The 12,743-nt window shown below is 63.9% G+C and carries 8 protein-coding genes; 7 read left to right on the top strand and 1 reads right to left on the bottom strand.

The window, feature by feature from the left end:
- Positions 1–1,048: relaxase/mobilization nuclease domain-containing protein (locus tag OXU32_07770; GenBank protein ID MDE0073864.1), on the top strand; the 1,048-nt coding region annotated here is incomplete at its 5' end.
- Between the two features lie 956 nt (positions 1,049–2,004).
- On the top strand, positions 2,005–2,445 hold the full coding sequence (locus tag OXU32_07765; GenBank protein MDE0073863.1) for a hypothetical protein: 441 nt from the start codon (positions 2,005–2,007) through the stop codon (positions 2,443–2,445).
- A 101-nt stretch (positions 2,446–2,546) separates the two neighbouring features.
- On the opposite strand, the gene OXU32_07760 is transcribed toward OXU32_07765, so the two are convergent.
- Positions 2,547–4,844, bottom strand: coding sequence for a hypothetical protein (locus tag OXU32_07760; protein MDE0073862.1), 2,298 nt, complete (start codon positions 4,842–4,844; stop codon positions 2,547–2,549).
- 93 nt (positions 4,845–4,937) lie between these two features.
- On the opposite strand from OXU32_07760, the gene OXU32_07755 reads away from it, so the two are divergent.
- The 5 genes from OXU32_07755 to OXU32_07735 all read left to right on the top strand — a co-directional run bounded on the left by OXU32_07755 (position 4,938) and on the right by OXU32_07735 (position 12,738).
- Complete coding sequence (locus OXU32_07755; GenBank protein ID MDE0073861.1) at positions 4,938–5,513, top strand: hypothetical protein; 576 nt, start codon at positions 4,938–4,940, stop codon at positions 5,511–5,513.
- A 90-nt stretch (positions 5,514–5,603) separates the two neighbouring features.
- Positions 5,604–5,813, top strand: coding sequence for a hypothetical protein (locus OXU32_07750; protein ID MDE0073860.1), 210 nt, complete (start codon positions 5,604–5,606; stop codon positions 5,811–5,813).
- Positions 5,814–6,165: 352 nt separating this feature from the next.
- Positions 6,166–7,602 (top strand): site-specific DNA-methyltransferase, encoded by a 1,437-nt coding sequence (locus OXU32_07745; protein MDE0073859.1) that lies wholly within the window; start codon positions 6,166–6,168, stop codon positions 7,600–7,602.
- Entirely contained in the window at positions 7,599–10,178 is a 2,580-nt protein-coding gene (locus tag OXU32_07740) for a DEAD/DEAH box helicase family protein (GenBank protein MDE0073858.1), read from the top strand. The genes OXU32_07745 and OXU32_07740 overlap by 4 nt, the downstream gene beginning before the upstream one ends.
- 2,101 nt (positions 10,179–12,279) lie before the next feature.
- Positions 12,280–12,738, top strand: a complete 459-nt coding sequence (locus tag OXU32_07735; protein ID MDE0073857.1) for a hypothetical protein — start codon at positions 12,280–12,282, stop codon at positions 12,736–12,738.
- The last annotated feature ends 5 nt before the right edge of the window (positions 12,739–12,743 follow it).

Genomic DNA, 12,743 nt, shown 5'->3' with positions numbered 1-12,743 from the left:
GCTGATGGCGGCGACCGCGAGGGCGGCCCCCGACCTCAAGCGGCTGGCGGGCGTTGCGCGGACGGGGCGCAAGCTGGCGAAGCCGGTCCTTCACTACTCGCTCAGCTGGGCACAGGACGAGACGCCCGGCAAGGGGGAGATGAGCCGGGCGGTGGACGAGAGCTTGGAGGCGCTGGGGCTGGTGGGCCACGAGGCGCTGATCGTCGCCCATGAGGACACCGAGCATCCCCATGTCCACGTGATCGCCAACAGGGTCGATCCAGAGACCGGGAAGGCGGCGACGCTGGACAACAGCAAGCTCCGGCTGTCGCGCTGGGCCGAGGGCTACGAGCGGGAGCAGGGCCGGATCCGGTGCGAGCGGCGGGTCGAGAACAACGAGCGGCGTCGGGCGGGCCAGCAGGTGCTTCGCCCCCCGGAGGACCGGCCGCGCCACTGGGCGCGCGTCCGGCGAGAGGGGATGCAGCCCGGGCGGGCGCGGCGAGCCAGGAAGCCGCGCCGCGAGGATCAGGTCGACTTGGAGGCATGGCGGCATGGCGAGGCGGAGGCTTGGGAGACGGTCGCGGACGGGCGCGAGTACAGCTTCCAGCACCTTGAGGCCCGGGCGCGGAAGGAATGGGCCGAACTGCACAAGCGGCAGGAGGAGATGCGGCAGCGGCTCCACCGGGAGAGCCGCACCGTGCTGGGGCGGCTCCGGATCTGGCGGCTCGATCGTTCGCTCAGGGAACTGGCCGGGGCGATCCGGGGCCGGAGAGATCTGGTCGAGGGCTGGCGCGAGGATCTCGACGGGTATCACAGGGACGAGCGGGCCGAGTTGGGCAAGGCACACGGCGAGCGCGCCCGGGAGATCGAGCGCGGTTGGGGCAAGTTCTACCGAAACAGGCTGGTGGAGGCGGAGCGGCGCGCATGGTCGGTGCGGGCGACCATGAGGGAGAGGGAGCGCGAACAGACACGGGAGCGGGAGCGCGAACGGACCGTCACCCGCATTGTTGTCCCGCGACCGCCCCGGTCCCGAGGCCCCGAGCGTGGCGGGGGTGGGTTCGAGCGATGAGCCTTGCCCCCTCGCCCATCGCGCAGCGGATCGTCCGAAACGGTCGATCTGGTGCCGTACGCTAGCCCATTCGTGGCATGAACGGCCGAATCAGGGTATCATGGGATTGCGGTTTTCCGTTCCCCCTCACTCTCGGTTTCCGCGCTCCCACCGGCGGGATCACGGGCCATTTCCTGTACCTTGGAGAGGACGTCTTTGCGCCGAGCTATCGATTCTCAGACTCCGTACTTGGAACGAGTTGCTCAACTGATCCCGGCAGAGGTCGTCGCGGCTCACTTGGGCGTCCAAGGGCTGGTTTACAGCCAAATCACGATCCGGGATCTCGCCATCGAGATATCTGCGGGAGTGCTGTTAGTCCTTCTCCCCTTCTATCTTTGGAGGTCAGGCGTTACGAAAGTGAAGCAGATCGCCCTGACCATGGGGAGCTTCGTGGCATGGGTTCTCGCGGTCAGCCTTCCCGTCCATCAGAGATCGGGGCTGGATCCGATTTGGGGATCGGTCGTCCTGATCCTGTGGTCCATCGTGGCTGCTGTCGCGGCTCCTAGCGCAGCCGGGTCCATTCCAGATGCCGACGATAAGGCAGTAACTGGCGGAGGGTGACTGCCATGAGGTACGTCTGGCTTTGCCTCGCGCTGTCGGCACCGCTGCTAGCTGTCCCGCCGGTTCTGGCACAGGATTTTCTGGAGCCCGACCGAATCACTAATCGCACGCGATTCTACGCATCTCCGGTTGGAACTCTAGCTTACCTTCCGCAAGTCACTAGGTCGGAGGACGCCAAGTACGCGGGCCAATGGGATGTGCTCGTCGAGAGCGGACGTTACAGGATGGCCCCAAGTGGTCAGTATTGCTTCGTCCTGAACCACAGGGACCGCGCCCAAGAGGGGAGACCCTCGTATGTCGTCATTGGAGCGATTTCCGTCCTCCCTGCGGGAACTCGACCGGCGCGCCCCATCTCGATGTTCAGGAATCTCGGATGGTCACGTAGTGATGACCCGGAATACTCTCGCGAGAACGGTCTGCCGAAGCACGTATCACTCACGCTGGAGGCTTTCGTCGCGGCACACGATCAAGGGGAGCTTGAGGAGAACGACCGGCTTCTGACGCATCGGTGGCACGGGGATTTTGGCGATGGGGCGTCGTGGATGGATCGCGATCTGTGGGTTACCGCAGCTTCGGTAGAGCCAGAATTGATCGCCCGCTTGACCGAGGACGAGGAAGGGCAACCCGATTTGCGATTCGACGCGAAGATACTCCGGTTTACCTTCACGGGGAAACGCAATTCCAATCGGCCCGTTGCGTTCTGCATGGAAGGAGATCGCCGAATCGCCACCGTCGTGACCGTGTTCAGCCCGCACCTCCAAATGGCGGAGAGACGGTTCGAGCTGGTGTTCCGGTAACGCCCTTACACCCTGGGCGAGATTGCCCGTTTACACCGGTCACCCGCCACTGACGCGCGAACACCAGCGCGTCGGCACCTCAACGGCACGACGGGATCCTTCTAGGCCCGGATTCGCGTACCCTTTCCGCCGTGTACGCTCGGTTCCGCACACCATTGATCGCGAAGAAGCCGAAGCGAATCCTCGATCCCCTCCGGTAGGCCCAAGAGCCGCACGAGCACGGCTTGATCGAGATCCGCCCGGACCGGATCCCGATACGCCTCGTTGGCAGGCAGAAGCGGACGGTTCCGGAACTCTGCGAAGAGTTCCTGTGCCTTCTGGATGTGGCCCTCGCCGAGTTGGCGGGGATCGAGGACCGGCAATTCCGGCAAGCGGCTCAACGTCATCGATGCTCGCCCTTGATGCTGCCTAGACCCCTTCCACCAGAATGACATGAGCCCGAGGGTCGTGTTGGCCCAAAGAACGACGGGCGTTTCCCACACCGCACGATCCAGCAAGAAGCTGGGCCACGCCCTGCCCCCTATCGCCGGTTCCGGTGTCAGGCATGCCGACAAGCTCTGAGAGTTGATCCGGAAATCCCGATTGAAGTGAAGTTGGCTGGCCGCCGATTTCCACCTGTCAACCGCAGCTTGATGGCAACCCTCCCGAACGCGGCCAGCACGATCCGGTTCTACCACCAGACAACGCTCCCTCGGGGCGTGATGAGCCCACAAGGCGGGGTAGGTTGGCGGCGTCTCAGCTTCGGCGTACCCCACCATGTCCCAAGGCCCCCGAGGTGAGCCTTGCGAGTCCCGACCCACCAAGTCACGGTCAATCGGTCCCCGTTTCCCGAGTTCAGATAGCGTCGTGATGGGAAGCTCGAGAGTTTCCTTCCGCCGAGGTAGCTTGAGGTCTCCCTCGCCGAGCGCCAGCATGGTGCTGGCAAGATCAGGGTTTCTGATTCCGGCCGCCCCGGTGGAGGAGAGTCTGTCACGCACGTAGCTGCCAGCCACGGAACTGTCGCCCACCAACAACCAACCTGTCCTCTCGCCGTCGCGCGGTGTTTCGCGAATCGCGCGCGCCACGTCAGTGGCTTCCAAGAGGCTCTTCGGACGCCGCTTCAGGTTCGCGAACAGCGTGGAGCGGGTCGCCGAGTCCCCAGCCCTTCGCTTCTTTGCCACCAAGAGCACCTCGGCCATTCCCGTGTCAGCGGAAAACGCCAGATCGGTGTTGCCCGTTGTTGCGATCGACACGACAACGACTTCCTCGTATTCGGTTTCGATCAGAGAGCGTGCCGCCTCCCACGACCCTCCCTGCGCAAACGATGCGGGCAACACCAGAGCGATCAGTCCACCCGGCTTGGTCTTCGCGTGAGCGAGGTCCACGAAATGCGAGGCCAGCCCAGCGTTGCCATTGCCCACACGCGGCCCCATGTAGCGCCCGATCTCGTTCAGGCGCCTCGACATGTCTCGTTGTTCGTCCGCGCTCGTGTCGAAACCGGCGAACGACGGGACGGGAACGGTGGTCGATTCGTGGTTGGTCGGACGGGTGAACGGCGGATTCATGATGGCCAAGTCGAGGCACTCGGGGGGAATCTCCACGCGAGCGTCTGCATTCCCCTCGTCTTCCCTGTCCCCGCGTGCCTGCCGTTGTCCAGTTCCAAAGAGCGCCATTGACGCATGGCCCTCGTCCAAGAGGTCCAGGGACCCGATCGCGATTGGGAGTTCCCGCTCCTGTGGCTGTCGGCCGTAGGGCATGGTGTACACGCATGTTCGCTCGAACGTGATTCCCGGGTGGGTCCCGGAGAGATTCGAGGCCGTCAGGTGCGTGGCCGCGGGCATGATGTCCGCCGCCACCAAGCCGCGCTCCATCATCCGAGCGTGGAGCTTCGCATCATCGCCCCCGGCATGTCGATGCCGAGAAAGCACGCCTTGATAGGCTGCCAGCAGAAGGGTGCCGGTCCCGCAAGCGAGGTCGCCCATTCGCAGTTTCTGGACTGCGGATGCGTCTCCCCAGTCCACGTCAAGATCCGGGACCGCAAGTTCGGCCAGAAGTGCGGCCGAATTGGGGAGCGTGTAGAACGTGGCGAGAAACTTGCGATCCACGATCAGCCGTTGGAACATCCGCCCGGAGAGGTCATTGAGGCTGGTTGCCCCGATCCTTGCAAGCTCGTGGGCGACATCGGCGAGCCGGTCCATGATGGTCAAGGCCGGGGCGTCGCGAATGGTCAGCAGGAGATCGATCGCGATCTTGAAGATCGGCCAGTAGTTGATCCTAAGGATGTCCCGCCAGCACTGAAGAAGCCGTGGCCGAAGGATGCTGCCGGACGCCCCGCGCAGGCTGTCCAGATGGGGGATTCCATGCATGCCCGCCAGTGTCGTGTGAAAGGTCATTGCATTCGCGATGATCGCCATCGCCATGCGCGATGTCTGCTCGCTGTCTTCCTGGTGGAGCAGCCGAGCGGTCGTTTCCAACCCCGTCCGAGAGGTCTCGCCCGCATCAGCGCGTAGGATGTGGGCAGCCTGCCGCACACCCTGTTCCAGAATCGTGAGACCTTCCGCAACCAAACGTTCCGAAAGGGAAACCTCCTCGATGGCACGGGCGAGGTCGTCGATCCCGCCGGCGAGCCAGCCCCGGTCGGGCCATCGGAGGGAGTGGCCGCCATGTCCCGAGAGAACACACCATTCAACTCGCGTCGCTTCGACTGCGACCGAGAGGTCGCTGGCGCGCCGGAGCGCCGCGTCCAAGCGAACCGCGACGACCTGTTCGATTTCGTAACCGGAGTCCTTGGTCAGCTTGCCCAGCCGAGCGTGGGCATCCTCCTCGACGGTGGAGGCTGGCGCGAACTCCGTCTCCAAGATGATAGGTGGGGCACCGCCGAGCTGAACAAGAACATCGGGGCGCAGTCCCCGGTGGCCGAAGACATCAGTTTGCTCGGCCGTCACGCGCCATCGCGGGTGCCTGCGGTCCAGAGCACCGGCCAAGACGGCATTTACCAACGGTTCCGTGTGTCGGGCCATCCGCTCCCCTTCAAGTCTCAAGCCGGGTCAAGATACCAATCTAACCTGCCGTGCCGGCGACGTCGCTGATCGCGCGCGACCCCACGACGTGCCCCGTAGTCCCTCTTCAGCGCCCGAGCGCATTGAGCGCGCTGCCGGAAGGTGTCGCCGCAGGAGCTCATGGCGCTTGGGAGCGCGCCCGTCCCGAAAACCGCCCGCCGGGAGGTGTTCGGGCCAGATCAGGTCGCCCGCCGAGAATCAAGCCGCAAGATCGCCGATGTCGTGAACGAACTCGGGCTACAGCCTTGGCGACCGCCAGAGCCGCTCGATCTCATCGAGGTGGACGAGGTGAATCTCGTCGTCTGGATGGGCGTCATGGAGGCGGAGTGACGTGATGCGCTCTGGATTCCTGCTCGGCTTGCTTGAGCGATGTGAACCCGTCCACCGAGTTGCCTTCCCGCAAGACGCACTTCTTGGACGCCGACTCGCAAGACGGTTCTTCCGAAGGTGTTCGACCATGGTTGGGAGTCCCGCCGATTGGCTCCTGTTTTCCCGCTTTCGGGGCACGATCCAGTAATGTCCGGCCCACCGGCAGGAGTGGCAGATCGTGCAGCCCCAGTTAGACTTACGTGATCTCCTGCCGGGATGTTAGCCGTTAGCCGTCCGCCTACGCGACAACCTGATCGTCCACGGCGACAACCTGGCTGCCCTGAAGTCCCTGCTGCCGACCTACCACGGCAAGGTGAAGTGCGTCTACATCGACCCGCCCTACAACACAGGCAACGAGGGCTGGGCCTACAACGACAACGTGAACTCGCCCCTGATGCGGGACTGGCTGGATCGGGTGGTGGATCGCGACGACCTGACCCGCCACGACAAGTGGTGTTGCATGATGCTGCCGCGTCTCAAGCTCCTCCGCGAACTGCTCCGGGAGGACGGGGCGATCTTCGTATCCATCGACGATAACGAGGTGCATCATCTTCGGAACCTGCTGGACGAGGTTTTCGGGGAGGAGAACTTCGTGGCGACGGTGATCTGGGAGAAGGTCTACGCTCCGAAGAGCAGCGCGAAGTACTTCTCGGAAAACCACGACTTCGTGGTGGTGTACGCGAAGCGGAGGGAGTTGTTCAGGAGGAAACTGCTTCCGCGGACGAAGGAGGCTGACGCACGTTACCGGAATCCGGATGACGACCATCGCGGGCCATGGAAGGCGAGCGACCTCTCGGCCCGGAACCCCTATAGCAAAGGGGTCTACTCGATCGAGTGTCCAAACGGGAGGATAATCCCCGGCCCACCTGGGGGAAGGTACTGGCGGTGTTCCGAAGAGAAGCTCCGGGAACTGGACGATGACAACCGCATCTGGTGGGGGAACGACGGAGATCAGACTCCGGCGCTGAAGCGCTTCCTTTCCGAAGTCAAGCAGGGTTTGGTACCGGAGACCATCTGGACGTACAAGGAGGTCAATCACACACAGGGCGCTAGGAAGACGCTGCTACAACTGTTTCCGGACGACACCCCCACCTTCACGACCAAACCCTTCGAGCTCATCCAGCGGATGGTCCTCCTGTCCACCGACCCCGATTCCATCATCCTCGACTCCTTCGCCGGCTCCGGGACGACGGCCCACGCGGTTCTCGCGCAGAATCGAGCGGATGGCGGCAACCGGCGCTTCATCCTCGTCGAGTGTGAGGACTATGCCGACCGCATCACCGCCGAGCGCGTCCGGCGCGTCATTCAAGGGGTTCCGGGCGCCAAGGACGACGCCCTCAAGACTGGCCTCGGGGGCACGTTCAGCTACTTCGAGCTTGGCCGTCCAATGCAGCAGGAGTCGCTCCTCGACGGCTCCCACTTGCCTTCTTGGGAGAAGCTCGCGGGATACATCTTCTTCACCGCGACCGGGCAGGAGTTCGACCCAACCGAGACCAACCCGGACACCGGGTTCGTCGGGCGCACCGAGTCCCACGATGTCTTCCTCTTCTACGAGCCGGATGTCGAGACGCTCAAGAGTCTCGCGCTGTCGCTGGCCGAGGCCCGCGCCCTGCCGGACGGAGGATCGCGAAGGAGGCTCGTCTTCGCGCCGACGAAGTACCTCGACCGCGATTTCCTTCACCAGTACCGGATCGATTTCCAGCAGTTGCCCTTCCAAATCTACGAAGCGATCGACAGGCTGGAACGATGATCCTGAAGGAATACCAGAAGCGTACGGTCGCGACGGTCCGCGGCTTCGTCTCGGAGTTGGCGAAGTGGCGGGCCGAGGACGAAGAGGCCCGGAAACACAACCCCAACTGGGGTTCGGACTGGGTGGAACGGGCATGGGGCAGGACGGTATCCGGGCGGTCGTACCACGCCCGCCGGAACGGGCTCGGCGAGCACCTTCCGGCCTTCTGCCTCAAGATTCCGACCGGGGGCGGCAAGACGCTGCTTGCGACGAGGGTGATCGATCTCGTGAACGCCCACTTCCGGCAGAGTCGGCGCGGGCTGGTGCTTTGGATCGTGCCCACGACGCAGATCTACAACCAGACGCTCAAGGCCCTCAAGGACCGCGACCACCCCTACCGCCAGCAACTCGACCTGTCGTCGGGCCAGCGCACGCGCATCTTCGAGAAGACCACGGCGTTCGGCCCGCGCGATGTCGCCGAGAACCTCTGCGTTCTTCTGCTCATGCTCCCATCGGCCAACCGGAAGACGAAGGACACCCTCCGGATGTTCCGCGACAGCGGAGGCTTCGACCGGTTCTTTCCCCCGGACGACGATCCGACCGCGCACGCCAAGATGCTGGAGGAATACCCCAATCTCGACACCTTCGAGCAAACGGCGGGGTTCTGGGGCCGCTACATCAAGACATCGCTCGGAAACACGGTGCGGCTGCTGCGGCCGCTCATCATCCTCGACGAGGGACACAAGGCGTACAGCGCCAACGCCAAGGCGACGCTCGAAGGATTCAATCCCTGCATGATCGTCGAGCTTTCGGCCACCCCGGCCAAGGGCGCGAACGTGCTCGTCGAGATCCTGGGCCGGGAACTCAACGCCGAGGAGATGATCAAGCTCGACCTCCACATTCTGAACAAGGCGGGCGGCGACTGGCGCGGCACGCTGTTGGAGTCGGTCGAACACCGCGAAGCCCTTGAGGCCGCGGCGCGGCTTCACGAAGCCGAGTCCGGCACCTACATCCGGCCCATTTGCGTGATCCAGGTGGAACGGACCGGCAGACAGCAGAGGAAGCCAGGGTACGTTCACACCGACGACGTGCGCGAATACCTGCTCCAGCACCCGGGAATCGCGCCGGAGCACATCGCGATCAAGACCAGCTCGAAGGACGAATTGAAGGAGGTGGACGACGTTGGTGGCCTGCTGTCCCGCGACTGCCCGATCCGTTTCATCATCACCAAGCAGGCGCTTCAAGAGGGCTGGGACTGCCCGTTCGCCTACGTCCTCACGATCCTCACCAACCCGATGTCGAGGACGGGGATCACCCAGCTCGTCGGTCGGATTCTGCGGCAGCCCCACGCGAGCAAGACGGGGGTGGCGCTACTGGACGAGAGCTACGTGTTCTGCTTCAGCCGACGCGGGAACGAACTGCTGAAAGAGGTCAGGAAGGGGTTCGGGCTGGAGGGGTTGCAGGGCTTGGAAGGAAGGGTCGTCTCCGATGACGGCCCGGTCCGCCCGCCGGAGAAACTGACGACGCGGCAGCGGACGCGGTATCGGTCAGCCGCACGGGATCTGGTCCTGCCCGCCTTCATGATCCGGGACAAGAACGGATGGCGTCTGGTCCGCTACGAGGCGGACATACTTTCGCGCGTGCGCTGGGACGACATCGACCTCTCGGGGCTGCACGATCTGGAGTTGGGCGAGGGGAGCGCAGGAGACACCCTGGTGGTGACCAACCTCGCTGGCGACACGCCCGTTTCGGGGCGGGAGGCCGTGAACGGCGACGATGCGGAAACCGCCGAACCCCCCGGCGCTGGCGACTCCGGCAACGGCGGCGATCCGGTGGACTACTTCTTCGCGGCCAGCCATCTTCTGGACTTGGTTCCCAATCCCTGGCAGGGACGCGATCTGGCCCGGCGGGCCTTTGAAGCCCTGCTCGAACGCTACCCGGCGGATCGCGTGGCGGCCAATCACGTCTTCGTGCTCGAAGAGTTGCGGCGTCGGGTCGAGCGAGAACGCGACCGCTTGTCGCGAGAGGTCTTTCGCAGCCTCTTGGAGTCCGGAAGGATGCGTTTTCTGGTCGTCGCGGACGATCTCAAGTTCACTCGCTTGCCTGAGAAGATCGAGGTTCCGAAGGCGAAGCAGGCGAATCGGGAGGACGGGACACCCTACCAGCGCAACCTCTTCGACCGTACCACGGAAGACGATCTCAACCAGTTCGAGAACAAGGTCGCGACGTACTTGGACCAGCAGGCGCGGCTTTTCTTCTGGTACCGCAACCGATCCCGCAAGGACTACTATGTGCAGGGGTGGAAGCCGCGCCGGATCTACGCCGACTTCATCGTGACGCTACGGGGTGGAGAGCCCGAGGCGGACGACGGCTTCCACCGGGTCTTCGTGGTCGAGACCAAGGGCGTCCACCTGAAGGACTCGGAGGACACCGAATACAAGCGATCCGTCTTCGACATCTGCGGCGAGCACGCCCGCAAGGCCGATTGGGCTGATTTCGTGCCCGCCATGCGGAGCAAGGTGATGCGCTTCGAGGTCGTGGATGAGGACGAGTGGCAGGCGCGCTTGAACGGAATGTTGTTCCGGGAAGACGCTTGAAACCGGGGCGTCCGCATACGGATAATTCCCGTCAATTGGTTGCGGTTTTCCGGTCATTCGGGCACGGTCCAGCAGTGTCCAGCCCAAGGGCAGGAGTGGCAGATCGTGCAGCCCTGATTGAACTTACGCGATCTCCTGCCGTGATTTGAACCTCGGACGTTCCGCATACCCCGTGTATAACACGGAGGCTGACGAGGGGCTTTGCCCCTTCGATCCCCTGAGGACCTTCCACTCGCTACAATCTCGCGGCCCGGCAACGGAGGCGAGCGCTGATCGTTGCCGATCAATGTGCCGCCCGTAGGGGGGTGAGCGCAGACTATGCGGTTGGTGTCGACGGCATCAGGCGCGCGCTGATCTCCACGGTTCGCGCGTTGCCACAGTGGTCCACCTCAACGGATACTCCGCTCGTGCGCCAAGTCTGATAGCCTTCGGCAGCAACCTCCACATCATAGAGGAAAACCTCCGAACGAGCCCCTGGAGGTCCCCTGCCGCCCGCGAGCTTGGTATTCGGAGGGACCAAGGTCATGGGCTCACGCACTCCTCCGCTGACAGTGAAGCCGGTCGGATTCGCGCTGTGCGGGACAAACCTCCCCGAGCCCGCGTCCAAGACGTCAATCAGGATGCCCGGTGGATCCTCCAGAGGGCAAGCCCCGTCGTCGGCGAGGATTCCGCATGCATAGCCACCCGCAAGCAGCACTAAGACCGTCGTGGCCGCTATCCACGCTTCACGCGCCCGCCCCGTGCATTTCAATGGCATGCGCGCCTCCTACTGTTCGCAATCATCATCCTCGTCCCAGCAAACGCTCACCGTACGGTACACCCACCGCTCCCGTCCATGCGATCCCACTGTTGCACGAAGTTCGAAGCTGGAAGATCCCTCGGCAATCCATAGGGAAATCTGGCTCGTGCTGCCAATGCTGCGCCAGGAGCCGTTGCCGGTCCGTTTGTGCCATGCGTAGGTGTAATCGCCCAGACCTCCAGTCCGCTGCTAGTGCAGCGCGGCGACGAGCCGGGGGTTCAAGGGGGGCGCGGCGTCCCCCTTTCCAGGCCCGCAGTGTTCAACACTGTGTCGGCTGGCTCCCTACCACTAACAAGGTTGGGAGCCAGCCCTGCCGACACGCGGGCAATCCGGTCTCGGGAACGAGGTGAGCCGTGAGCGCGGCGGGATCGTCCGCGGGCTACCCGGCCGACGGCGGGACTGCCATCGGGATGAGCGCAGGCTATCCGGTTGGTGGGGACGGCAACAGTCGTGCGGTCATCTTCACGGTTCCAGCGTGACCGCAGTGATCCATCTGAACGGATATCCCGGTCGCGTGCCAAGGTTCATAACCCTCGGCCACGATCTCCACATCGTAAATCCCTGGGCGGTCGTGAGCGCCTACGAGTACGGTGCGATCCGGATCTGGATCTACCTCGGTCATGGTCTCTCGCACTTGAAGCCTCCCGCTGACAAGGAAACCGATTGGGTTCGCGCTCTGTGGGACAAACCATCCTGAGCCCGCGTCCATGACATCGATCTCGATGCCCGGCGGGTTCAGCCCTGTGCAGGTAGGGTCAACGAAGATCCCGCATCCCTGGCCACCGGTGAGCACCAGGACCAGTGCGCCCACCATCCCCGCTCCGCACGTCCGGCCAGTGCGCTTCGACGTCACATTACGCGCGTCCTGTGTGTCGCAATCGTCATCATCCGCATCCCAGCAAACTGGCCCGTGCTGCCAATGCTGCGCCAGGTACCGTTGCCCGCGCGCTCGGGGCTGAAAGGCGAGTAGAGGTGGAGTTGTTGCCACGATCGCGGCGGTGTGCGACGAAGCGGTTCGGCACTGTGCTCGCCACTCGCTCGCGCGCCTCTGCGATTTGGCCGCACTCCGCTGGCTCATCCGAGAGCGTCCGAGACCGTCGATCAGCATCCTGTTCAGGAAACACGAACAGATAGGGGAACGGCAATCATCATAGGTAGTGTAAATAACGCACTATCAACATCTTACAAAATCAACGCCCATCCAGCCATGGAAGCGCCCCCGATCCAGGCTTAAGCTTCACGCCCTTGTCGGCCCCGGGCGCTTGCGCCAACATCATTCCAGAGGGGAGGGGACGCGCGAAGATGGACATCACGCTCATCGGCATGCTGGCGACGACCGTGGGGACGGGGATCACCGTCGTGGCGCTGGTTTCCCGGAGCATCGGGAGCCTGCGGAGCCACATGGACGGGAGGATCGACGCCCTGGCCCACGCCAACCAGCTGGCTCACGATACCATTGGTGCGCGGATCGACGCCCAAGGTGACAAGCTGGGCGCGCGGATCGATGCCCAAGGTGACAAGCTGGGCGCGCGGATCGATGGTCTTCGCACCGAGCTGGGCGGCCGAATCGAGGGTCAGGGAGCGGAACTGGGTCGGCGGATCGAGGCCCAGGGAGGCCGGATCGATGACCTTCGCGCCGAGCTGGGCGGGAGGATCGATGCTCAGGGCGGGCGGATCGACGCCCTGGAGGCAAGGGTGGCCCGGATCGGCGGCGACGTGGCGTTCATCAAGGGCCGGCTGACCACGCAGCCGGACGGCTGAGGGCC

This window comes from Gammaproteobacteria bacterium (assembly GCA_028819075.1).
GTDB lineage: Bacteria > Gemmatimonadota > Gemmatimonadetes > Longimicrobiales > Gaopeijiaceae > BD2-11.
The sequence above is the reverse complement of the archived record's forward strand: the minus strand, read 5'-3'. Positions and strand labels throughout refer to the sequence as shown.